Raw genomic sequence first — 24,217 nt, 5'->3', positions numbered from 1 at the left:
ACCCTTGTCTGCCGTTGTTTTTTGGGGGGGGGGGGGGCCCGCGGGGGGGGGGGGGGGCGGGGGCCCCCCCCCCCCCCCCCCCCACGCCTGTTTCCCCGGTGACGGCGTCCCGTCGCACCTGTTTCGCCGGTCCCGGCCGGGCGCCGAGGGCGGCCGCATCGGTGTCCGACGCCGTCGGCCATTGTCGAGCCCTGTGCGCATTGCACATACTGGCCGACTACGGGGACCGAGCACGTTTACGGGGAGAGACATGACCGAGCGCACCGACCGGGCGGCCACCGACGGACAGGGCGGTACCGCAGTCGCGGAGCAACCGGCCGACGGGCCCATGGTCCGGGTCGAGGACCTGCACCGTTCGTACGGCTCCGGCGCCGGAGCGGTGCACGCGCTGCGCGGGGTGTCCTTCGAGGTGCCGCGCGGTGAGCTGGTCGCGCTCAAGGGCCGCTCGGGCTCGGGCAAGACGACCCTCCTCAACCTGCTCGGCGGGCTCGACAGCCCCGACGGCGGCCGGATCACCATCGGCGGCACGGACCTCGCCGAGCTGGGCGAGGACGGGCTCCTGGCACTGCGCCGGGACCGGATCGGCTTCATCTTCCAGTCGTTCGGCCTCATCCCGATCCTGACCGCGGCGGAGAACGTCGGCGTGCCCATGCGGCTGCGCAAGGCGGACCCGCACGAGCGCGAGGACCGGGTGGCGCTGCTGCTCTCCCTGGTCGGCCTCGCCGACCACGCGGCCCAGCGTCCCGGTGAGCTGTCCGGGGGCCAGCAGCAGCGCGTCGCCATCGCCCGCGCACTCGCCAACCGGCCGTCCCTGCTGATTGCGGACGAGCCGACCGGGCAGCTCGACGCGGAGACCGGGCTCGCGGTGATGGAGCTGCTACGGGCGGTGGTGCGGAGCGAGGGCGTCACGGCACTGGTGGCGACGCACGACTCCCAGCTGCTGGGGCTGGCGGACCGGGTGCTGGAACTGAGCGACGGCCACATCGTCGAGCACGCGTAGGGGGCGGGGCCGCGGGAGCCTGCCGGCGGCAGGGCCGCAGGAGCCTTCCGGAGGCACCCGTGGCCCGCCCACGGCCCGTCCGCGGCGTCAGAATCCTGTCAATTCGGTCCCTGACCCCACCCGCCACCCCATTTGTCGACAATCTGCGGGGTAACTTCGAAGCGGCTGCCGCATCGGACGCAGCCGGGTTCAAGAGAAGACAATGGGGCCATGGGACGCGGGAAGCTTCGGATCTACCTGGGTGCGGCACCCGGCGTCGGCAAGACGTACGCGATGCTCTCCGAGGCCCATCGACGGGTGGAGCGGGGCACCGACTGCGTCGTCGCCTTCGTGGAGCACCACGACCGGCCGCGCACCGAGGTCATGCTGCACGGCCTGGAACAGGTCCGGCGCCGCGAGATCGAGTACCGCTCCGCCGTCTTCACCGAGATGGACGTCGACGCGGTCCTGGAGCGGGCCCCCGCCGTCGCCCTGGTGGACGAACTGGCGCACACCAATGTGCCGGGCTCACGCAACGCCAAACGCTGGCAGGACGTCGAGGAACTCCTCCAGGCCGGCATAGACGTGGTGTCCACCGTCAACATCCAGCACCTGGAGTCGCTCGGTGACGTCGTCGAGGCGATAACCGGCGTACGGCAGCGCGAGACCGTCCCCGACGAGGTGGTCCGCCGGGCCGACCAGCTCGAACTCGTCGACATGTCGCCACAGGCGCTGCGCCGCCGGATGGCCCACGGCAACATCTACAAGCCGGACCGGATCGACGCCTCGCTGTCCAACTACTTCCGCCCCGGCAACCTGACCGCCCTGCGCGAGCTGGCCCTGCTCTGGGTCGCCGACCGGGTCGACGAATACCTCCAGCAGTACCGCGGCGAGCACAACATCCGCACCACCTGGCAGGCCCGCGAACGCATCGTCGTCGGACTCACCGGCGGCCCGGAGGGCCGTACGCTCATCCGCCGCGCGTCCCGGATGGCGGCCAAGGGCTCGGGCAGCGAGATCCTCGCCGTCTACATCGCCCGCAGCGACGGGCTGACCTCCGCGTCCCCCAAGGAACTCACCGTCCAGCGCACCCTCGTCGAGGACCTCGGCGGCACGTTCCACCACGTCATAGGTGACGACATACCCTCGGCGCTCCTCGAATTCGCCCGTGGGGTGAACGCCACGCAGATCGTCCTCGGCTCCAGTCGCCGCAAGGCATGGCAGTACATCTACGGGCCCGGGGTGGGCGCCACCGTCGCCCGGGAGTCCGGGCCCGACCTCGACGTCCACATCGTCACCCACGAAGAGGTCGCCAAGGGGCGGGGCCTGCCCATCGCCCGCGGTGCCCGGCTGGGCCGGGTCCGGATCATCTGGGGCTGGCTGGTCGGGGTGGGCGGCCCGGCCCTGCTCACCCTGCTCCTCAGCGGCCTCGGCAATGGTCCGGGGCTCGCCAACGACGTACTGCTCTTCCTCTTCATGACGGTCGCCGCGGCCCTGCTCGGCGGACTGCTGCCCGCCCTCGCTTCGGCCGCCGCCGGCTCGCTGCTGCTGAACTACTGGTTCACCCCGCCCACCCACACCCTGACGGTGCAGGACCCGGAGAACTTCGTCGCCATCGTGATCTTCTTCGCGGTGGCGGTCTCGGTCGCCTCGGTCGTCGATCTGGCGGCCCGCCGCACCCATCAGGCGGCCCGGCTGCGCGCCGAGTCGGAGATCCTCTCCTTCCTGGCGGGCAGTGTGCTGCGCGGCGAGACGACGCTGGACGCGCTCCTCGACCGGGTCCGCGAGACCTTCGGCATGGAGTCCGTCGCCCTGCTGGAACGCCGGAGCGACGTCGACCCGTGGACGTGCGCCGGGAGCGTCGGACCGAGCCCGGTGACCCGGCCGGAGGACGCCGATGTGGACATGCCCGTCGGCGACCACATGGCACTGGCGCTCTCCGGGCGGGTGCTGCCCGCAGAGGACCGGCGGGTGCTCGGCGCGTTCGCCGCGCAGGCCGCCGTCGTACTGGAGCGGGAGCGACTGGTCGACGAGGCGGAGGAGGCCCGGCGGCTCGCCGAGGGCAACCGGATCAGGACGGCGCTGCTCGCCGCCGTCAGCCATGATCTGCGTACCCCGCTCGCCGCCATCAAGGCCGCCGTCAGCTCCCTGCGCTCCGACGACGTCGCCTGGTCCGAGGAGGACCAGGCCGAGCTCCTGGAGGGCATCGAGAACGGCGCCGACCGCCTCGATCACCTCGTGGGTAACCTCCTGGACATGTCCAGGCTCCAGACCGGCACCGTCACCCCGCTGATCCGCGAGATCGATCTCGACGAGGTGGTCCCGATGGCGCTCGGCGGTGTCCCCGAGGACAGCGTCGACCTGGACATCCCCGAGACCCTGCCGATGGTCGAGGTCGACCCCGGGCTGCTGGAACGGGCCGTCGCCAACATCGTCGAGAACGCCGTGAAGTACAGCCGCTACGCGGAACGTGTCACCGTGGCCGCCAGCGCGCTCGGCGAACGCGTCGAGCTACGGGTGGCCGACCGCGGCCCCGGAGTCCCCGACGAGGCCAAGGAGCGCATCTTCGAGCCCTTCCAGCGCTACGGCGACGCCCCGCGCGGCGCGGGCGTCGGACTGGGGCTCGCCGTGGCCCGCGGCTTCGTGGAGTCCATGGGCGGCACGCTGGACGCCGAGGACACCCCCGGCGGCGGCCTCACCATGGTGCTGACCCTCAAGGCGGCGTCGGGATACGTTCCGGTCAGCCCCGACCTGCCCGCGCGGGTCACCTCATGACCGTGCGGGACACTTCATGACCAAACGGCACGGTCACCGCACGACCGCGCAGTCCATCGCATGACCGCGCAGTCCAACTCATGACCACGCAGTTCACCTCATGATCTCCGGTACGTCCCGGGAGATCGCCGTACAGCAGAAAGGCAGGGCCCCCATGACCCGGGTGCTTGTGGTCGACGACGAGCCGCAGATCGTACGCGCCCTCGTGATCAACCTGAAGGCGCGCAAGTACGAGGTGGACGCGGCGCCCGACGGCGCGACCGCCCTCCAGCTCGCCGCCGCCCGCCACCCCGACGTCGTCGTCCTCGACCTCGGGCTGCCGGACATGGACGGCGTCGAGGTGATCAAGGGGCTGCGCGGCTGGACCCGGGTGCCGATCCTCGTACTGTCCGCCCGCCACACCTCCGACGAGAAGGTGGAGGCCCTGGACGCCGGTGCGGACGACTACGTCACCAAGCCGTTCGGCATGGACGAGCTGCTGGCCCGGCTGCGCGCCTCGGTCCGCCGCGCCGAACCCGTCGGGCAGCAGGGCTCCGACGACATCGTGATCGTCGAGACCGAGGGGTTCACCGTCGACCTGGCGGCGAAGAAGGTCCACCGGGAGGGGCGCGACGTACGTCTCACCCCCACCGAGTGGCACCTGCTGGAAGTCCTGGTCCGCAACAGCGGCCGGCTGGTCAGCCAGAAGCAGCTGCTCCAGGAGGTCTGGGGGCCCTCGTACGGCACCGAGACCAACTACCTGCGGGTCTACATGGCCCAGCTGCGGCGCAAACTGGAGTCCGACCCGTCGCACCCCCGGCACTTCGTCACCGAACCGGGCATGGGGTACCGCTTCGAGCGCGGCTGAACGAGCGGCGGGGTGGACGGGCGGCCGGGCGGCCGGCCCGCCCACCGCGATCTGTGAGGGTGGCCGGACCGTCTTTCAGGACCTGTGCCCGGTCACCCGTTCGGGTGAGACCGGAGGCACCCGCTCGGAGCAGCCGGGACCGGTACCCTTCGGGTATGAGTGCTGTTCCTCGATCCGACAAGTCCGGCAGGGCGGAGAAGCCGTCCGGCCGCTTCCGGCGGATGCTCGACCGGCTGTCCACCTCCCAGGAGGACCTCGAGTCCGAGGAACTGCAGGAGGACTCGCAGGCCTCGGGCTGCACGCGGATCTCCGAATGCACCGACCGCCAGATCGTGAAGGTGACTGGTACCTTGCGGACCGTCACCCTGCGGCCGCGCGCCGGAGTGCCCGCCCTGGAGGCCGAGCTCTTCGACGGCACCGCTCCGCTGGACGTTGTCTGGCTGGGCCGGCGCTCCATCGCGGGCATAGAACCGGGCCGCAAGCTCATCGCCTCGGGCCGGATCGCCATGAGTCACGGGCGCCGGGTGCTGTTCAACCCCAAATACGAACTCCGACCGCTCGGCAAGGAGTAGCCGGTGACGTCCCTCGACAAGCCGACGTCCGACACGGACCGCACCACCCGCACCGACCAGCAGGATGCCGAAGCGAAGGCGGTCACCGAGGCCGCGCTCTTCGAGGCGTTCGGCGGTTTCCGGGGCATGGTGGAGACAGTCCTCCCCGGGCTGCTGTTCGTCACCATCTTCACGATCAACAAGGATCTGCACAGCTCGGCCATCGCGGCCCTGGTGGTGTCCCTGGTCCTCGTCGCCGTGCGGCTGATCCGGAAGGACACCGTCAAGCACGCCTTCAGCGGCGTTTTCGGTGTGGCCTTCGGTGTGGTCTTCGCGATGATGACGGGCAACGCCAAGGACTTCTATCTGCCGGGCATGCTCTACACGCTCGGTCTGGCCCTCGCCTACCTGATCACCACCCTCGCCGGGGTGCCGCTGATCGGTCTGATCCTGGGGCCGGTGTTCAAGGAGAACCTCTCCTGGCGCACCAGGAACCCCGGCCGCAAGAAGGCGTACGCCAGGGCCAGCTACGCCTGGGGCCTGATCCTGCTCGCCAAGTGCGCGATCCTCTTCCCGCTTTACTGGTGGGCCGACACCACGCAGTTCGGCTGGGTCCTGGTCGCCCTGAAGATCCCGCCGTTCCTGCTCGCGGTCTATCTGACCTGGGTCTTCCTCGCCAAGGCTCCGCCGCCCATCGACGTCTTCGCCGAGATGGAGGCCGAGGAGCAGGCGGAGAAGGACCGCAAGGCGGCCGAGGCCGCAGCGGCAGCCGCGGCGCGCAACCAGGAATTCTGAGACGCAGCAGCAGTTCTGAGACGTACGGGAGTTCTGAGACGTACGGGAGGGGCCCGGAACCGTGTGACACGGTTCCGGGCCCCTCCCGTTACGTCCTGCGCGTCAGTCGTCCGAGTCGCCCCGGCGCACCGACAGCAGGTCCTCCAACTGCTCCTCGCGTGCCTGTGCGGCCACGAACAGCAGCTCGTCGCCCGCCTCCAGGGTCTCCTCGGTGTTCGGCGTCAGTACGCGCTGTCCGCGGATGATGGTGACCAGCGAGGTGTCCTCGGGCCAGGCCACCTCACCGACCTGGGTGCCGGCCAGCGCCGACTCCGGGGGCAGCGTCAGCTCGACCAGGTTGGCGTCACCGTGGCTGAAGCGCAGCAGCCGGACCAGATCGCCGACACTCACCGCCTCCTCGACCAGGGCCGACATCAGGCGCGGCGTCGAGACCGCGACATCGACGCCCCAGGCCTCGTTGAACAGCCACTCGTTCTTCGGGTTGTTGACCCGGGCGACGACCCTCGGCACGCCGTACTCCGTCTTGGCGAGCAGCGAGACGACCAGGTTCACCTTGTCGTCGCCGGTCGCGGCGATCACGACGTTGCAGCGCTGCAGCGCCGCCTCGTCGAGCGAGGTGATCTCGCAGGCGTCCGCCAGCAGCCACTCGGCCATCGGTACCCGCTCCACCGAGATGGCGGTCGGCGCCTTGTCGACGAGCAGCACCTCGTGCCCGTTCTCCAGCAGCTCGCCCGCGATGGAACGGCCCACCGCGCCGGCCCCGGCAATCGCGACACGCATCAGTGACCGCCCTCCTCAGGACCCTCGGCGAAGGCCGCCTCGACCTTCGCGATCTCGTCCGTACGCATCATCACGTGGACCAGGTCGCCCTCCTGCAGCACCGTCTGCGAGGTGGGCAGTATGGCTTCGCCCAGCCGGGTGAGGAACGCCACGCGGACGCCCGTCTCCTCCTGCAGCGTGCTGATCTTGTGGCCGATCCAGGACGGGGTGGTGTGTACCTCCGCGAGCTGCACACCGCCGCTCGGATCCCGCCACAGCGGCTCGGCGCCGGAAGGCAGCAGACGCCGCAGCATCTGGTCCGCGGTCCAGCGCACGGTGGCGACCGTGGGGATGCCGAGACGCTGGTAGACCTCGGCACGCCGGGGGTCGTAGATCCGCGCCGCGACATTCTCGATGCCGAACATCTCGCGGGCCACCCGGGCGGCGATGATGTTCGAGTTGTCGCCGCTGCTCACCGCGGCGAACGCACCGGCCTCCTCGATACCCGCCTCGCGGAGGGTGTCCTGGTCGAAGCCGACACCGGTGACGCGCCGTCCGCCGAATCCGGAACCGAGACGACGGAACGCCGTCGGGTCCTGGTCGACGACGGCGACCGTGTGCCCCTGCTGCTCCAGGGTCTGCGCGAGAGCGGCTCCTACTCGCCCGCAGCCCATGATGACGATGTGCACCTTGCGCCTACCTCGCAGTCCTGGTCGTCCGGCTGACCTGCGAAAACACCCTGCTCACACTTCTTTCTCAGCTTGCCGGGCAAACAACGGGGCAACGGTGTGTCCCGTTGCCCAGGATGAGCTTATGCGTCCCGGAGTGCGAAGCCTCATCCGAGTGCGCTTTCGCCGTGCCCCGAGCGGCGGACGGCCAGGACCGCCGACCGAGGCCGCGGACGAACCGCGGACAGACAACGGCACGAACCAACGAGGCGCCCCTTGAGCCATGCGGCGGCCCTTGAGTACGAAGCGAACAGACATCTAACATGTCAGTTCATGGAGACCCTGCGCCCCGTCCGGCGGACCCTGTTGCGGGACACCGCCTACGAAGCGATCCGCGACGCCATCGTCCGCGGTGACATCCCGCCCGGTGCCCCCGTCCGCGACGCCGACCTCGCCGAACGCCTCGGACTCTCCCGGGCCCCGGTCCGCGACGCGCTGTCCCGTCTCGCCGGTGAGGGCCTGGTCGAGTCCAAGCCGCAGAGCTACACCCGGGTGACCCGGCTGGTGCCGGGTGACGTCCGGGATGCCGCGGCCGTAGTGCGAGCCATGCAGGAACTGGCCGCCAGGACCGCCGTGCCCCACCTCGTGGACGCGGACATCACCGTGATGCGCGCGGCCAACGACCGGTTCCGGAAGGCGGCCGGCCGAGGCGACGTGGCGGAGGCGCTCCGCGCCGACGACCGGCTCCACGACGTCCTCGTCGCCGCCTGCGGCAACCGGGCCGTGGACGCCACCGTCGAGCGCTACACGCCCTTGATCCGGCGCCTGGAATGGCGGCAGTTCGGCACGGCCGGCTCCGCACACGGCTCCGCGGAGCTGCACGATCAGCTGATCGAGGCGTGCGCGGCGCGTGACGCCGAAGCCGCGGTCCGCATCACCGCCGAGATCTGGCGGGCGCTCGAAGAACTGGCCGACGAACCGCTCGAGTAGCCCGCAGCGCGCGACGCCCACCGGCCGAGCGATTCCGAGCGCGAGTGGACCCACCCCACCTCATCCCACCCCGACCAAGGGAGCCCCAGTGTCGATCTCGATTTCTTCGTACGACCGCTACCCCCTCCTCTTCGGCCCCTCTCCCGTGCACCGGCTCGACCGGCTCACCGAGCACCTCGGCGGCGCCGAGGTCTGGGCCAAGCGGGAGGACTGCAATTCCGGCATCGCCTACGGCGGCAACAAGACCCGCAAGCTCGAATACCTCGTCGCCGACGCCCTCGCGAAGGGCTGCGACACCCTCGTATCCATCGGCGGCGTCCAGTCCAACCACACCCGCCAGGTCGCGGCGGTCGCCGCCCGCGCCGGTCTCAAGTGCGTACTCATCCAGGAAAGCTGGGTCGAGTGGCCCGACGCCGTCTACGACAAGGTCGGCAACATCCTGATCAGCCGCCTGGCGGGCGCCGACGTCCGTCTGGTGCGCGCCGGGTTCGGCATCGGGGTCAAGGAGAGCTGGGAGCAGGCGCTGCGCGAGGTGGAGGAGGGCGGCGGCAGGCCGTACGCGATCCCCGCGGGCGCGTCCGACCACCCACTGGGCGGGCTCGGCTTCGCGAACTGGGCGTACGAGGTGGCCGAGCAGGAACGCGCGCTCGGTGTGTTCTTCGACACCGTGGTCGTCTGCTCGGTGACCGGTTCCACCCAGGCCGGCATGGTCGCGGGCTTCGCCGCGCTGGAGGAGGCGGGCGCCCGTCCACGTCGCGTACTGGGCATCGACGCCTCCGCCGAGCCCGCCCGTACCCGCGAGCAGATCGCCCGGATCGCGGCCGGCACCGCACGACTCATCGGGGTGCGCCGGGAACTGACCGTGGTGGACGACATCGAGCTCGACGAGCGCTACCACGCGGGCACCTACGGCATCCCCGACGACACGACCCTCGACGCCATGCGGCTGGCCGCCCGTACCGAGGGCATGGTCACCGACCCCGTGTACGAGGGGAAGTCGATGGCGGGAACGATCGACCTCGTGGGGCGCGGCGAGATCGCCCGGGATTCCACCGTCCTTTACGCACATCTCGGCGGTCAGCCCGCATTGAATGGTTACAGCGCCCTTTTCGCAGACGCTTAGTGCAAGGATTTCGTTAAGGATTCCGTGGCTTTTTCGTCCGAGAGCAGGAGATTGCGGGGCCACGGGGGTGGTGGGTCCGCGGCTTCCATACGGAACGCTTACGATCCTCTGCGTGTCCAAACTGACCGACGTGCCCAAACGGATCCTGATCGGGCGCGCACTGCGCAGTGACCGGCTCGGAGAAACGCTCCTGCCGAAGCGCATCGCCCTCCCCGTCTTCGCCTCCGACGCCCTGTCCTCCGTTGCCTACGCGCCTGGCGAGGTTCTGCTCGTCCTGTCTGTCGCGGGCGTGTCGGCGTACCACTTCAGCCCGTGGATCGCCCTGGCGGTCGTGGTGGTGATGTTCACCGTGGTGGCGTCGTACCGGCAGAACGTGCACGCGTACCCCAGCGGTGGTGGCGACTACGAGGTCGCCACCACCAACCTCGGCCCCAAGGCCGGCCTGACGGTCGCCAGCGCGCTGCTCGTGGACTACGTCCTCACCGTCGCCGTCTCCATCACCTCCGGCATCGAGAACCTGGGCTCGGCGATCCCGTTCGTGGTCGAGCACAAGGTGCTGTGCGCCGTCGCGGTGATCCTGCTGCTGACGCTGATGAACCTGCGCGGCGTCAAGGAGTCCGGGTCGCTCTTCGCGATTCCGACGTACGTGTTCGTCGTGGGCGTCTTCATCATGATCGCGTGGGGTGCCTACCGCGCACTCGTGCTCGGCGACACCATGCGCGCGCCCACCGCCGACTTCCACATCAAGGCGGAGCAGGAGGGCCTCGCGGGCTTCGCCCTTGTCTTCCTGCTGCTGCGCGCCTTCTCCTCCGGCTGTGCCGCGCTCACCGGCGTCGAGGCGGTCTCCAACGGCGTCCCGGCCTTCCGCAAGCCCAAGTCCAAGAACGCGGCGACGACGCTCTCGATGATGGGCGCGCTCGCCATCACCATGCTCGTCGGCATCATCGCCCTCGCCCTGGTCACCGACGTCCGGATGGCCGAGAACCCGGCGCAGGACCTGCTGAAGGGCGGTGTGCCGGTTGGCTCCGGCTATGTGCAGGACCCGGTGATCACGCAGGTCGCCGAGGCCGTCTTCGGCAACGGCAGCTTCCTGTTCATCGTGCTCGCCGGGGCCACCGCCCTGGTGCTGTTCCTCGCGGCGAACACGGCGTACAACGGCTTCCCGGTGCTCGGCTCGATCCTCGCCCAGGACCGCTACCTGCCGCGCCAGCTGCACACCCGCGGCGACCGCCTCGCCTTCTCCAACGGCATCGTGCTGCTCGCCGGCGCGGCCGCCCTGCTCGTCGTCATCTACGGCGCCGACTCGACCCGGCTGATCCAGCTCTACATCGTCGGCGTGTTCGTGTCCTTCACGCTCAGCCAGACCGGCATGGTCCGCCACTGGAACCGCCACCTGCGCACCGAGAAGGACGCCGACAAGCGCCGCCACATGATCCGCTCCCGCGCGATCAACGCCTTCGGCGCCTTCCTGACCGGCCTCGTCCTCGTGGTCGTCCTGGTCACCAAGTTCACCCACGGTGCCTGGGTCGCCCTGCTCGGCATGTGCATCTTCTTCGCGACGATGACCGCGATCCGGAAGCACTACGACCGGGTCGCCGAGGAGATCGCCGCCGACGAGACCCCGTCCGACGAGACGATCCGGCCCTCCAGGGTCCACTCGATCGTCCTGGTCTCCAAGCTCCACCGGCCCACCCTGCGCGCCCTCGCCTACGCCAAGCTGATCCGCTCCGACCGGCTGGAGGCGCTCTCCATCAGCGTCGACCCGGCGGAGACCAAGGCGCTCAAGGACGACTGGGAGCGGCGCGGCATCGACATCCCGCTGAAGATCCTCGACTCCCCGTACCGCGAGGTCACCCGGCCGGTCATCGACTACGTGAAGAGCCTGCGCCGGGAGAGCCCGCGCGACGTGGTGAGCGTGTACATCCCGGAGTACGTGGTCGGCCACTGGTACGAGCACCTCCTCCACAACCAGAGCGCCCTGCGCCTCAAGGGACGGCTGCTGTTCACCCCGGGCGTCATGGTGACCTCCGTGCCGTATCAGCTGGAGTCCTCCGAGGCGGCCAAGAAGCGCGCCAGGAAGCGTGCCGAGTGGAACGCGCCAGGCTCGGTGCGCCGCGGCCCGGTGGAGCGCAGGCCCAAGGAACCCAGCGGCAAGAGCTGACCGCCCCTGCCCGATTCCGCTCGTGGTAAACGGCCGGACGACACCCACGTAGAATCGTAGGTTGTTGTCCGGCCGTTTCCCCTTGATCTCTGGAGCCACCCCCTCATGCAGAACGAACCCACGTCGTCGCTGGTCGGGGAGGAGTACGAGGTCGAGGTCGGCCCCGTCGCACACGGAGGCCACTGCATCGCCCGCACCTCGGAGGGCCGGGTCCTCTTCGTACGGCACACGCTCCCCGGCGAGAAGGTGATTGCCAGGGTCACCGACGGCGAGAGCGACTCCCGCTTCCTGCGCGCCGACGCGGTACGGATCATCGAGGCGTCCAAGGACCGCGTCGAGGCGCCCTGCCCGTACGCAGGACCCGGCAAGTGCGGCGGCTGCGACTGGCAGCACGCCAAGCCCGGTGCCCAGCGCCGCCTCAAGGGCGAAGTGATCGCCGAACAGCTCCAGCGCCTCGCGGGCCTCACCCCCGAGGAGGCGGGCTGGGACGGCACGGTCATGCCGGCCGAGGGCGACAAGCTCCCGGCGGGCGAGGTTCCCGCCTGGCGCACCCGCGTCCAGTACGCCATCGACGAGGACGGCAAGGTCGGCCTGCGCAAGCACCGCTCGCACGACGTGGAGCCCGTCGAACGCTGCCTGATCGCGGCCCCCGGCGTCACGGAGCTCGGCATCGAGAAGCGCGACTGGCCGGGCATGGCCACGGTGGAGGCCATCGCCGCCACGGGTTCCCACGACCGCCAGGTCATCCTCACCCCGAGGCCCGGCGGCCGGCTGCCCCTGGTCGAGCTCGACAAGCCCGTCTCGGTGATGCGCGTCGACGAGCGCGACGGCGGCGTCCACCGCGTGCACGGCCGCGCCTTCGTCCGCGAGCGCGCCGACGACCGCACCTACCGCGTCGGCTCCGGCGGCTTCTGGCAGGTCCACCCGCAGGCCGCCAACACCTTGGTCCGCGCCGTCATGCAGGGCCTCCTGCCCCGCAAGAACGACATGGCCCTCGACCTCTACTGCGGCGTCGGCCTGTTCGCCGGCGCCATCGGCCAGCGCATCGGCGAGAAGGGCGCCGTCCTCGGCATCGAGTCCGGCAAGCGCGCCGTCGAGGACGCCCGCCACAACCTGAAGGACCTGGACCGCGTCCGCATCGAACACGGCAAGGTCGACCAGATCCTCCCGCGCACCGGCATCACCGAGTGCGACCTGATCGTCCTCGACCCGCCCCGCGCCGGCGCCGGCAAGCAGGTCGTCAAACACCTCACGGGCCTGGGCGCCCGCCGCATCGCCTACGTCGCCTGCGACCCGGCGGCACTGGCGCGCGACCTGGCGTACTTCCGGGACGGCGGGTACCGGGTGCGGACGCTGCGGGCGTTCGATCTGTTTCCGATGACGCATCATGTGGAGTGTGTCGCGATCCTTGAGCCTGCCGAAAAGGGCCGCTGACCTGCAGGTTTGTTGAGTGTGCATTATGGGCGCTATGTGCGTTACGGGCGATATCTTGACGCATATCTGACGCACGTTTGACGCACGTCTGACGCACGCCCGGCTCGTTTGCTGACGCGTCGTCAGCAGCAGAGAGCCGCCCTTTCAACCGGTATGACATCCGGGCTGGAAGGGCGGCTTTCTGCTGTGCGGATACCCGTCGCGCTTCGTCTCTTGCTGCATCCGCGGTCAACGGAGACCCGCCACGCTCTGTAGTCGCTTCCCCGTGGGGAAATATGCCTGCGGTGCTGAGCGTTGGGGCCATCCACGGAGAGGGGAGGTGTCGGAGCTGCGGTTGTTCCAGACGGCGCACGGGGACGTGCGTGAGCTCGCACCACGGCTTGCTGAGGCCGAAGCGGACGTGCAGCGCCTTGTCGAGGCGAACGTGGAAGCTCTGTTGGGGGTCCGGTTCCTGGCATCCGAGTACGGCACGGGACCGGTCCATGCCGGCCGTATCGACTCGCTCGGGATCGACGTGAACGGGGCTCCCGTTGTGGTCGAGTACAAGCGCGGAACGGATCCGGGCGTGATCAACCAGGGGCTTTTCTACCTGAGCTGGCTCGTGGACCATCGCAGCGAGTTCGAGCAACTGGTCCGCGACAAGCTCGGGTTCCGCAGCGTCTCACGGGACCCGATACCGAGCTTCTCGGTCACCGCCTGCAAAGCGGCCGTCTCGTTCGGGTGGTCGTCGCGCACCTCGGCGACCATGCGCACCGCACGGCGGCGGAGCTCAAGCGGGTAGCGGGAAGGCCGTGCCATGACTCGATCCTTTCATGCAATCGAGCCTCTACTCGAACCCGGGCGGTTCACTCGTGGACCCGCTTCTGGACGGGCTTCTCCAGCTTGGCGAACTCCAGGAGGAAGTCCTTGTGGATTCCCGAAGTCGCCATGTGTGCCCCCGGGTTGTGCGCGTGCCGACGTTTCGACTGATCACCGTGCGGTATGGGGCGACAATGGCGGCTAGGCGTCGAGGGTTTGGGGAGAGGACGGGCGTGCACGCTCAGGAGACCACGTTCAGCAAGCTGGTCCAGGGGGAGCAGCAGTTTCAGGTACCGCTCTACCAGCGCACCTACAGCTGGCAGCGCGATGAGCTGCAGCAGTTGTGGGACGACGTGCAGGAGCTGGTCGAGGACCGGCAGGAAGGGCGTGCGGGCTCGGGTCACTTCCTCGGTTCGGTCGTGCTGGCGCCCGAGCGCGTCGTCGCGGGCGGGATGCAGCGCTGGCTCGTCGTCGACGGTCAGCAGCGGATGACCACCCTGATGCTCGCGTTCACGGCTCTGCGGGACCACCACCGGGACCGGGGCTCGGCGAAGAAGGCTGCCCGAATCAACGACCTCATCCTGGTCAATACCTACCAGGACGGCCACGACAGCTACCGGCTGCTGCCGACGCAGGCGGACCGTGAGGCGTACACGGCCTGCGTGGACAGCCTCCCGAAGGCCGGCGGTGCCGGGAACGTGGGCGCTGCCTACCGCTTCTTCGTCGCCGCCCTGGCCGACGGGGCGGAGAGCGGTGGTGAGGCCTGGGTGGACGCGGTCGAGTCCGTTCTCGGCGACTGCCTCTCGATCGTTGCGATCACCGCCGCCGAGGGCGACAACGTCTACCGCATCTTCGAGTCCATCAACAACACCGGCGTGGGGCTCAGCCAGAGCGACCTGCTGCGCAACTACCTCTTCATGTGCCTGCCGAGCAGGGGCGAGGACGTCTACCGTAAGCGGTGGCTCCCCATGCAGGAGTTGCTCGGTCCCGCTCATCTGGAACTGCTGGTCTGGCTGGACCTCGTCGTCGGAGGGAACAGCCGGGCCCGGCAGAGCGAGATCTACCGGGATCAGAAGAAGCGCCTGGAGCCGCTGAGCGGCGACGAGGCGGCGCTGGAAGTCGAGATCGCCCGGTTCGCCCTGCGCGCCGACCGTCTCATGCGGATCCTGGAGCCCGAGAGGGAAGGTGACCCCGGGCTGCGGGCGGTACTGGAGCGCTTGTTGCGTTGGGGCGGCCAGACTCACTACCCGCTGGCTCTGCACCTCCTGGACCTTGTGGACGAGGGCAGGACCACGGCCTCGGAGGCGGCGGAGGCGCTCGGGTTCGCGGAGAGCTACATGGTGCGGCGCCTGTTCGCGGGCCTGTCCACGACGGGCAGCAACCGGGTGTTCATGGAACTCCCGAAGGAGCTGGACAAGGACGGCTCCCCGGCCGAGGCGGTACGCCGGTTCCTTTCGCGCCCCCGTACGGGCGCTCGCGTATGGCCGGGCGACGACGCGGTCCGTGAAGCCGTCCGCACCCGTCCCTTCTACAAGACCGGACGCAGCAACCAGCGCTTCCAGATCCTGCGCCGACTGGAGGAGAGCTACGGTTCGAGCGAGCCCGTCGACTACGACAAGGCGCCGCTCACCGTCGAACACGTCCTTCCCCAGAGCCCGGCCCAGCAGTGGTTCGACCTGCTGGCCGAGGAAGTCGCGGACGGTGAGAGCCCCCAGGAGATCCACAACCTGCTCGTGCACACCCTCGGAAACCTCACTCTGTCGGGTGAGAACGCACGGCTCTCCAACCACCCCTTCCACCGCAAGCAGGAGCTGCTCGACTCCAGCGCGCTCCGGATGAACCAGGAGATCGCCGCACAGGAGCGCTGGGGCCGCAGGGAGGTCCTCGCCAGGGCCGAGGAACTGGCCGACCGGGCCGTGGGGCTGTGGCCAGGGCCTCTGGACGGAGTCGTGCAGTCGGACGACGAATGGGCCGGCTGGCGGGAGTTGAGGGAGATCCTGCTCGCCTTGCCGGCCGGGACCTGGACGTCGTACGGGGAGCTCGCCGCCCTCATCGGTACCAGCGCCATCGCGGTCGGCAACCACGTGGCTGCCAGGACGGGATTGCACTGCGCGTACCGCGTGCTGACCGCCGACGGCCGGATCGCGGGCGGGTTCCGGTGGACCGACGACCGGCACTCCGGGGACCCCAAGGTCGTCCTGGAAGCTGAGGGCGTGCCCTTCGACGAGAACGGCCGGGCCTCGAAGGCCCACAGGCTGAGCAGCACCGACCTGGCCGTCCTGGTGGGCAAGGAGCTGCCGGAAGAGACCCCGGCGGGGTCGGCCGCGTCGCAGACCGACGACGAGGCCGACACCCGCTTCGAAACGCTGCTGCGCGCCAACCAGACACCGGAGGTCGTCGAAGGCGTCCTGGCTGCACTCCGCTTCTGGGAGGAGCAGGGCGGCCACCAGGTCTACGGCAAGGCGAACGAGACCAGCTGCTTCCCGACCGTGGACGCGGGCGGGCCGGGCTCGCCGCGTGCTCTGTGGCCGATCGGTATCTACCCGGTGACCGGGACGGCGGAGGTCGTCTTCCAGTACCTCAAGCGGCGCCCGCCATTCGATGACGAGCCGCTGCGCCGCGCCCTGATGGAGCGGTTCAACGCCATCGACGGTATCGACCTCGCCGAAGCGAAGCTCGATCTGCGCCCCTCCTTCCCGCTGGAGGTCTTTGCCGCGCACACCGAGGAGATCCGTTCCGTACTGGAGTGGTTCATCCACGAGGTCGCCTTGGCGGAAGCCCGCCGTCCGATCGACGAGGACGCGCCGGCGGTGTTCTGACACGGCGGCGGCCGGGGCCAAAACGGCGTGAGCTTCGCGGGCCGGCACTGCTGCGCGTCAGCTCGGGACGACGTCGGCTACGAGACGTGGCTGGAGCGGGATCGGCTGATCTTGATGGACCGCGATCCGGAGGTGGTGGGGGTCGCCTCGCAGCCGTTCTGTGCCGGCAGGATGGCACTCGGCCTCACGCCCGCGCTTGCTTCGGCACGGTGAGGATCTCCGCTCCGTCGTCGGTGACGAGTCGGGCGGTGTCCGCCATGACCCGATCAGCGGGGCCGAACGCGTCGTCGGGCTCGTCGGCTCCACCCACCGCTCCCCGGAACGGCTGGCGTCCTGAGCGATGCCGCAGCGGCCCTGACGGCCGGGGCGGCGCCCGCCGCTCCCGTCGCGCGGGTACCCGCCCGAAGAGGCAGCACAGGGGAAGTGCGGCCTTGCATAGACTGACTCCGGTCCGGGTCTGCCCGCAGTCCGGAGCAGTGGTTGCAAGCCATACAGGGGGAGGCGTTGCGCCGTGGAACCACTTGGAGACAACGACCCGAAGTCGATCGGGGGCTTTGCGCTCGTCTGCCGGATCGGGGCCGGCGGCATGGGGCAGGTGTATCTCGGAGAGTCCGCGGCCGGCCATCAGGCTGCCGTGAAGGTCATCAAGGCCTCCGTGCTCGACGAGGACACCCGTGCCCGGTTCCTGTCCGAAGTGGACAGCATGCGTACTGTTTACGGGCCGTTCGTCGCCGGCTTCGTGGGCGCCGACGCGGCAGCGGAGCAGCCCTGGCTCGCCGTGGAATACGTCCCCGGCCCGGATCTGCGCACCTACGTCGCCGGGCACGGCCCCCTCCCTCTCGTCGAGACCGCCAGTCTCGGGGCGCTGCTGGCCGAGGGCCTCGGCACGGTCCACGATGCGGGACTGCTCCACCGCGACCTGAAACCGCAGAACATCCTGCTGTCCGAGTACGGTCCCAAAGTGATCGACTTCGGCCTCGCCGTGCTCGCCGAGCGTCGCACCATGCTGACGGCGACCGGCTTCGTCGTCGGCAGTGTGTTGTGCATGCCGCCGGAACAGGCCCGGGGCGAGCACCAGCTGGACCGGCCGGCCGACGTCTACGCGCTTGGCGCGGTGCTGCTGTTCGCCGCGACCGGACACTACCCGTACGAAGGGCCGACCTGGCAGGCCGTCGCGCTGAAGATCGAGGACCCCGCGACGCCGCCCGACCTGACCGGCCTGCCCCCGGAACTGGAGGGCCTGGTCACGGACATGCTGGCGCCGGCCCCTGCGGCCCGGCCGACGCTGCCGCAGGTCATCGAGAGACTCGTGCGGGTCATCCACGGGCTGGGCCTGACCGCCCTCCAGGCCAAGCGCCGGCTCGCCGGCCTGACCCCTGAGATCGTGGTGCCTCACCTGCCCCCACCCGCTTTCGAACCCGGTGGCGGTGACGCGGCCTACACACCCACGGTCGTCGACGCGGCAGCGGCCGAGGACGACGAGGAGACCGGCGCACCGGCGCCGACCGGGGCCGAGCGGCTCGGCCCCGGTGCAGAGCCTGACGAAGAGCCCGAGGACGCCGTCCCCGCCGCACCGACGGGGACGGTTTCCGAGCCTCGTGGAATCCCGCCCCGAGGCCGCGCGGCCACCGCAGTCCGCCCCGCGGCGCCCCTGCGGATCGCCGAGCGGATCCGTGCCTCCTACGCCCGGGAGGCACGCTTCTGAGCTGTGGCGTCACACCTCTCCGAAGCACGGCGGGCCGCCTCTGCCTCACGTGAAAGACTTGGCGTCGCAGGGCCGCATGCCGCAGGTGACGACGGAGGGACGACGGGTGACCGACCAGGGGGCGGAACCGAGGGAGACCCGGTTCCCGCCGGGGGCGCAGATCCTCGTACGCGACGAGGAGTGGCTGGTCCGCAACACCGCCCCGACCGATCACGACGGTGAGCGGATCGACGCGGTCGGCGTCTCGGAGTTCGTCCGCGACGAGGAAGCCGTCTTCTTCAGCGGCATCGACCGCGTGGAGCTGCTCGACCCGGAGAAGACCCGCCTGGTCCCCGACACGTCGTCGTACTTCCGGCGCAGTCGCCTCTTCCTCGAAGCGATCCTGCGCAAGACGCCGCTGCCCCAGTCCGAGCGGGGTCTGGCCCTCGCCGACCGCTTCCTACTCGACCCGCTCGTCTACCAGCAGCGTCCCGCCGAGCTCGCCCTGTCCATGCGCAACCTCCGGCCCCGGGTCCTGATCGCCGACGTCGTGGGCCTCGGCAAGACGCTGGAGATCGGGCTCACCCTCGCGGAACTCATCCGCCGCGGCCGGGGCGAGCGCATCCTGATCGTGACCCCGCAGAGCATCCTGGAACAGTTCCAGCACGAGCTGTGGACCCGCTTCTCGATCCCGCTCGTGCGGCTCGACTCCCTCGGCATCCAGCGCATCCAACGCGAGATCCCGGCCGGCCGTAACCCGTTCACGCACTACAAGCGCGTGATCATCTCGGTCGACACGCTCAAGAACATCGGCCAGTACCGGCACCACCTGGAGCGCATCCGCTGGGACGCCGTCGTCATCGACGAGTCGCACAACCTGATCAACCCCGGCAGCCAGCGGCGCGCCCTCGCCGAGATCCTCGCCCCGCGCACGGACGCCCTGCTGCTCGCCAGCGCCACCCCGCACAACGGGGACAAGCGCTCCTTCGCCGACCTGATCTCGCTCCTCGACCCGGCCGCCATCGCCGACCCCGACCACTACGACCCGGCCGAGGACCTCGGCCACCTCTACATCCGGCGGACCAAGATCAGTCCCGAGGTACGGGACGAGATGGGCACCGAGTGGCCCGACCGCGGCCCCACCGTCTCCCTCCACTGCGCCGCCGGTGAGGCGGAGGAGCGGATCTTCGCCGAGCTCGCCGAGCACTGGCTCCCCGCCCCTCGGGCGAGTACGGAGTTCGGCTCGGCCGACCAGGACCGCACCTCGGTCGCCACCGAGCAGCTCTTCGCCTACAACCTGCTCAAGACGTTCCTGTCCTCCCACGTCGCACTCGGCGAGACGGTCGACAACCGTGTCGCCACGCTCGGCGAGCGGGTCCGCAAGGCCGGGGAGAAGGGGCTGCGGCCCAACCCGGCCATCGCCCCCGAGCAGGCTGCCCTGGGTCGGCTGCGGGAGATCGTCGCGGGCATGGGCGACGGCACCGCACCCGGTGACTCCGCCAAACTCGACGCACTCGTCGAGCAGTTGAAGGACATCGGCGTGGGCCCCCGGTCCGCGACCCGGGCCGTGGTCTTCTCCGAACGCGTCCGCACGCTCACCTGGCTGGCCGAGGTCGTCCCGGCCCGCCTCGGCTTCCCGGTCGGGGCCGACGGCACGGCGAAGGCCGTCACCGTCATGCACGGCGGCCTCAGCGACGACGAACAGGCCAAGGTCCTGGAGGCATTCGGCCTGGCCGACAACCCGGTCCGGCTGCTGTTCACCGGCGACGTCGCCTCCGAGGGCGTCAACCTGCACCGGCAGTGCCACCACCTGATCCACTACGACATCCCGTGGTCGCTGATCCGCATCGAGCAGCGAAACGGCCGTATCGACCGGTACGGGCAGAAGCACGAGCCCCAGTTCCGCGCCCTGATCCTCACCTCCGCGATCCCCGGTGCCAAGGACGACCGCACGGTCGCCGAGAAGCTGCTCCTGAGGGAGGAGGAGGCGCACAAGCTGGACGGGACGGCCGAGGCCGTGTCCGGTCTCTACCGGGCCGAGGAGGAGGAGCGCCGACTCATCAGGGAACTGGTCCGCGGCGGCACGGTCGAGGACTTCCTGGAGTCCGCCCCGGCCGAGGACACCGCCCTCGCCGACCTGTTCGGCCAGGTGGGCACGATCACCGAGCAGGAACTGCCCGCACGCGCCGAGCTGATCTCGCTCTTCGAGGGGGACACGTCCGACTTCGTCGGCACCGCTCTCGACGAGGTCTACGAGGACCGCGCCGAGGGCCTGATCGGCTTGGCGTCCGGCACCGACGCCAAGGGCGGCGCGTACTTCTCGCTCTCCCCGGCCATGGCCCCCGACCTGCTGCACCGCCTCAAGGCCCTGCCGCCTTCCTACCTGAAGGAGCAGCGTGTCGCCGAGCGGATGCTGGTCACCTTCGACCGCACCCTCGCGCAGCGCAAGCTCACCGAGGCCAGGGAGAGCAGCGGCACCATGTGGCCGGAGGTCTCCTTCCTCACCGACATCCACCCGGTGGTGGAGTGGCTGACGGACAAGGTCCTCGTCGAGTTCGGCCGGCAGGAGGCCCCGGTCATCACCACTCCCCACGTCGAGGGGCCCGTGTTCCTCGTCCAGGGCATCCATTCCAACGCTCTCGGCCGCCCCACCGTGGTGCGGTGGATGGCCGTGACCGGGCTCGGCGCCGACGGCACCGGGACACCCGTGGTGCGCCCCATGGCGGAAGCGCTGCGGGACGCGAAGGTCGGCCCGAGGCTCGCCCGCACCGGCGGACCGCGCGACCCTGACCGGCTCCAGGCCCTCGTGCCGGCCGCCGTCGCCGCCGCCCGCGCACACCTGGAGACGGGAAGGGCCGCCTGGGAGGAACAGATCAGCGAGCCGCTCGCCACCTACCGCGACCATGTCGCCCAGTGGCGTACGGAGTCCCTGCTGCCCGGCATCACCGGCCGCCGCGAACGCCTCGTCGAGGAGACCGCCGACGAACTGGCCCGGCTGCTCGACCAGTTGCACACCACCGGCCGTCCGCTGCTGCGCGTCCTGGCCGTCCTCGACCGCCCCGGCGACCCGGACGCCCCCGGCACCGGGAACGACGCGGACTCCTTGGCCGAGCCGTTCACTTCCCACCCTCACCCGTCCGACGCCCAGGCGGAGAACTGACGTGACGTACGACTCGCTGGTCAACCACGGCGACTACCTCTCGGCCCACTATCTCGCCGAGGTCCTCCCGAAGGACCTCAAGGCCAAGGACGGCCTCCTCGCCCGCTGGGCCGCCTTCGAGGAGGAGGAACGCCGCCGCCACGCCGACGCCGTCGCCGAGGCGAAGCGCCAGGGCCTCGACCCCGCCTCCGTACCCCCGCGCGCCCGCACCCCCCGCGAGGGACTGCGCGCCCTGCGCGGCCCCTACTTCGCGGGCCGCGCCGCCCTCGCCGAGGACGCGGAAGCGCTCGCCGAACCCGACGCGCCCGAGCCCGAGGGCTGGCGGAAGCGGTACACCGAAGTCCATCTGGACACCCTGCACGCCCTCGGCTACACCGCCGCCCACGAGCAGACCGTCACCGTCCACCGCGCCGACCACGCGTACACCGTCCAGGTCGCCCACGCCGAACCCGGCCTGTACGCCGTCTCCTGCGGCTGGACCACCGAGCCCGACGCCGCTCTCGACCCGGACGGCGCCGGCCGTCTGCTCCACCCCGTCGCCCTGGAGACGTCGGCGACTCCTCTCGAAGATGCCAAGGCCGTCACCGACTTCCTCTTCGCCTGCGACACACCCCCGCGCTACGTCCTGCTGCTCGTCGGCGGCGTCATCGTCCTCGCCGACCGCCTCGCCTGGCACGAGGGCCGCTACCTGGCCGCCGACCTCGACGCGGCCCTCAACCGCCGCGACGACCGCCACGGCGGCGAACTCGACACCGTGGCCGCCCTGTTCGGCGCCGACTCGCTGCGCGTCCCCACCGAGGGCGGCACCGCGCCGCTCGCCGCCTTCCTCGACAAGTCCGGCAAGCACGCCGTCGGAGTCTCCACCGAACTGCGCGAGGGCCTGCGCCTGAGCGTCGAGTGGATCGCGGGCGAGGTCCTGGACCGCCTGCGCGAACCGGAGAACGGCATCACCCCGGCCGAACTCGACGACCCGGCCCGCCTGGCCAAGGAGCTCAGCCGCGAGGCGCTGCGCTACCTGTACCGGATCCTGTTCCTGCTGTACGCCGAGGCCGGCCCCGCGCTCGGCATCCTGCCCTCCGACTACCCGGAGTACGAGCGGGGGTACGGCCTCCAGCGCCTCGGCGACCTCGTCCTGCGCGACCTCGTCGGCGAGCGCTCCCGGCGCGGCTTCCACCTGTACGAGTCGCTGGACCTGCTCTTCGACAAGGTCGAGAACGGCCACCGCCGCTACGGCACCGAACCCGAGGACCTGACGGCCGAGGCCGCCGTCCGCGAGGCCGCCCGGGCCGAGCAGGAGGCGGACGGCCTCCTCGCCGCCGGCACGATCACCCGGGCCGAGCACACCGAACGCGTCCGCGAGGCCGACCGCGCCCGCCGCGCCGCCGCCCGCAGCACCAGCGCGGGACTGCGCTTCGAGGCCCTGCGCTCCGAACTGTTCACCAAGGAGGCCGTCCGCCTCATCTCGGACGACCAGATCGAGAACCCGGCGTACCGGGGCGGCGAGGGCGAGCGCCGCCGCCCGTTCCTGGACACCCGGCTGCGCAACGAGACACTGCACAAGGTGCTGCGCCGCCTGATGCTCACCCAGGGCAAGGGGAGGGAACGCGGCGGGTTCATCTCGTACGCCCAACTCGGCATCAACCAGCTCGGCGCGGTGTACGAGGGCCTGATGTCGTACACCGGTTTCATCGCCGAGGAGGAGCTGTACGAGGTCGCCAAGGGCGGCGACCCCTCGGGCGGCAGCTGGATGATCCCCGCCTCCCGCGTCCAGGACTACCGGGACGAGGTCTTCGTCCAGCGGACCAACGCCGAGACCGGCCGCCCGGAGCGGGTGGTCCACCCGAAGGACACGTTCGTCTACCGCCTGGCCGGCCGCGACCGCCAGACCTCCGCCACGCGTCTCCCGCGAGATCAGCCGTACCACCGCGCACGGCGCGCTCGTCGACCTCGGCCTGCTGCCGAACTACAGCCTGATCGACTCGGCCACCGAACTGGAGGCCACCCTCACCTGGACGGAGAAGCAGGGCGACGGCACCCGCAAGGACCACAGCAAGACCCTCCACCACAGTCGCCCCGCGCGCCTCGCCCTCTCCGAGTTCGCCCCCGGCAACCACTACTACGCCCAGGGCTACAAGCACCGTGTCACCGGACTGGACATCGGCAGTCCCGGCCGCCCGGCCTGGATCTGGTGGCGCGTCTGCCCCGACTGCGGGCACGTCCGCACCCACCGTGCCGAGCAGGACCCCTTGCCCTGCCCCCGCTGCCGGTCCGCGGCCATCGGAGACGTCGGCTGCCTGCACAAGGTCCTGGTGCCGCGCCGCGTCACCTCCCGGGACGAACGCGACGACGTCCGCGTCCGCGACGACAGCGACGAACGGGAGAGGCGGCACTACACCGTCGTGCCCGCCGTCGACATCGACGCGAAAGACGTCGAACAGGCGTGGAAGCACGAACACGCCACCTTCGGCTGGGAGTTCACCCGCCAGGCACGCATTCGCCACATCAACACCGGAGCCACCCGGGTGGACGGCGGCACCGACACGGCCTTCGCCGGGCGGGAGGTCCGCCTCAATCCCTTCTGGGTCTGCGACGCGTGCGGCTTCGCCGACCCCGACGGCGGCCCCGCCGCCCAGGACACCGGTGACCCGGCCGCGTACGGCAAATACCACCGGCC

At 70.4% G+C, this 24,217-nt stretch carries 16 protein-coding genes and 1 pseudogene; 14 read left to right on the top strand and 3 right to left on the bottom strand.

Annotated features, from left to right (window positions below; translation table 11 throughout):
* Positions 1-250: 250 nt before the first annotated feature.
* The 5 genes from ACFYY7_RS07245 (at position 251) to ACFYY7_RS07225 (ending at position 5,947) form a co-directional block, all read left to right on the top strand.
* Positions 251-1,000 (top strand): ABC transporter ATP-binding protein, encoded by a 750-nt coding sequence (locus tag ACFYY7_RS07245; protein ID WP_388658153.1) that lies wholly within the window; start codon positions 251-253, stop codon positions 998-1,000.
* 210 nt (positions 1,001-1,210) lie between these two features.
* On the top strand, positions 1,211-3,754 hold the full coding sequence (locus ACFYY7_RS07240) for an ATP-binding protein (protein ID WP_388658151.1): 2,544 nt from the start codon (positions 1,211-1,213) through the stop codon (positions 3,752-3,754).
* A gap of 154 nt (positions 3,755-3,908) precedes the next feature.
* Positions 3,909-4,601, top strand: a complete 693-nt coding sequence (locus tag ACFYY7_RS07235) for a response regulator (protein ID WP_266733503.1) — start codon at positions 3,909-3,911, stop codon at positions 4,599-4,601.
* Between the two features lie 155 nt (positions 4,602-4,756).
* Positions 4,757-5,173 (top strand): OB-fold nucleic acid binding domain-containing protein, encoded by a 417-nt coding sequence (locus ACFYY7_RS07230; protein WP_388658148.1) that lies wholly within the window; start codon positions 4,757-4,759, stop codon positions 5,171-5,173.
* A 3-nt stretch (positions 5,174-5,176) separates the two neighbouring features.
* Positions 5,177-5,947, top strand: a complete 771-nt coding sequence (locus ACFYY7_RS07225) for a DUF3159 domain-containing protein (RefSeq protein WP_388658145.1) — start codon at positions 5,177-5,179, stop codon at positions 5,945-5,947.
* A 102-nt stretch (positions 5,948-6,049) separates the two neighbouring features.
* On the opposite strand, the gene ACFYY7_RS07220 is transcribed toward ACFYY7_RS07225, so the two are convergent.
* A complete protein-coding gene (locus tag ACFYY7_RS07220; protein ID WP_266729246.1) occupies positions 6,050-6,727 on the bottom strand; it encodes a TrkA family potassium uptake protein in 678 nt (225 codons plus the stop codon).
* Positions 6,727-7,395, bottom strand: coding sequence for a TrkA family potassium uptake protein (locus ACFYY7_RS07215; RefSeq protein ID WP_124721011.1), 669 nt, complete (start codon positions 7,393-7,395; stop codon positions 6,727-6,729). Before ACFYY7_RS07215 ends, ACFYY7_RS07220 begins: the two co-directional genes overlap by 1 nt.
* A 312-nt stretch (positions 7,396-7,707) precedes the next feature.
* Between ACFYY7_RS07215 and ACFYY7_RS07210 the strand changes: the two genes are divergently transcribed.
* The 6 genes and pseudogenes from ACFYY7_RS07210 to ACFYY7_RS07185 all read left to right on the top strand — a co-directional run bounded on the left by ACFYY7_RS07210 (position 7,708) and on the right by ACFYY7_RS07185 (position 16,699).
* Positions 7,708-8,364: a GntR family transcriptional regulator gene (locus ACFYY7_RS07210; RefSeq protein WP_351256961.1), complete on the top strand. Its 657-nt coding sequence runs from the start codon at positions 7,708-7,710 to the stop codon at positions 8,362-8,364.
* Positions 8,365-8,458: 94 nt separating this feature from the next.
* Positions 8,459-9,487 carry a 1-aminocyclopropane-1-carboxylate deaminase gene (locus tag ACFYY7_RS07205; protein WP_388658414.1) on the top strand — a complete coding sequence of 343 codons (1,029 nt, stop codon included), beginning with the start codon at positions 8,459-8,461 and terminating at the stop codon, positions 9,485-9,487.
* A gap of 112 nt (positions 9,488-9,599) precedes the next feature.
* A complete protein-coding gene (locus ACFYY7_RS07200; RefSeq protein ID WP_388658142.1) occupies positions 9,600-11,648 on the top strand; it encodes an APC family permease in 2,049 nt (682 codons plus the stop codon).
* Positions 11,649-11,753: 105 nt separating this feature from the next.
* The gene (locus ACFYY7_RS07195) at positions 11,754-13,082 is read left to right on the top strand and encodes a class I SAM-dependent RNA methyltransferase (protein ID WP_376625490.1); all 1,329 of its coding nucleotides are present in this window, start codon (positions 11,754-11,756) and stop codon (positions 13,080-13,082) included.
* 319 nt (positions 13,083-13,401) lie between these two features.
* Positions 13,402-13,746 (top strand): annotated as a pseudogene (locus ACFYY7_RS07190) (transporter); the annotation flags it as partial.
* Between the two features lie 367 nt (positions 13,747-14,113).
* Positions 14,114-16,699 (top strand): DUF262 domain-containing protein, encoded by a 2,586-nt coding sequence (locus ACFYY7_RS07185; protein WP_388658139.1) that lies wholly within the window; start codon positions 14,114-14,116, stop codon positions 16,697-16,699.
* 184 nt (positions 16,700-16,883) lie between these two features.
* Here ACFYY7_RS07185 and ACFYY7_RS07180 read toward each other — a convergent pair whose 3' ends face one another.
* A complete protein-coding gene (locus ACFYY7_RS07180) occupies positions 16,884-17,009 on the bottom strand; it encodes a hypothetical protein (RefSeq protein WP_388658437.1) in 126 nt (41 codons plus the stop codon).
* A gap of 201 nt (positions 17,010-17,210) precedes the next feature.
* Here ACFYY7_RS07180 and ACFYY7_RS07175 point away from each other — a divergent pair, with 201 nt between their 5' ends.
* The 3 genes from ACFYY7_RS07175 (at position 17,211) to ACFYY7_RS07165 (ending at position 24,187) form a co-directional block, all read left to right on the top strand.
* Positions 17,211-18,404 carry a serine/threonine-protein kinase gene (locus tag ACFYY7_RS07175; protein WP_388658136.1) on the top strand — a complete coding sequence of 398 codons (1,194 nt, stop codon included), beginning with the start codon at positions 17,211-17,213 and terminating at the stop codon, positions 18,402-18,404.
* Positions 18,405-18,480: 76 nt separating this feature from the next.
* Positions 18,481-21,543: an SNF2-related protein gene (locus tag ACFYY7_RS07170; protein ID WP_388658411.1), complete on the top strand. Its 3,063-nt coding sequence runs from the start codon at positions 18,481-18,483 to the stop codon at positions 21,541-21,543.
* A 1-nt stretch (position 21,544) separates the two neighbouring features.
* Complete coding sequence (locus ACFYY7_RS07165) at positions 21,545-24,187, top strand: hypothetical protein (RefSeq protein ID WP_388658133.1); 2,643 nt, start codon at positions 21,545-21,547, stop codon at positions 24,185-24,187.
* The last annotated feature ends 30 nt before the right edge of the window (positions 24,188-24,217 follow it).

The organism is Streptomyces sp. NPDC001933 (assembly GCF_042890955.1).
Classification (GTDB): Bacteria; Actinomycetota; Actinomycetes; order Streptomycetales; family Streptomycetaceae; genus Streptomyces.
Note: the sequence above shows the minus strand (reverse complement) of the source record. Positions and strands in the feature narration are given on the sequence as shown.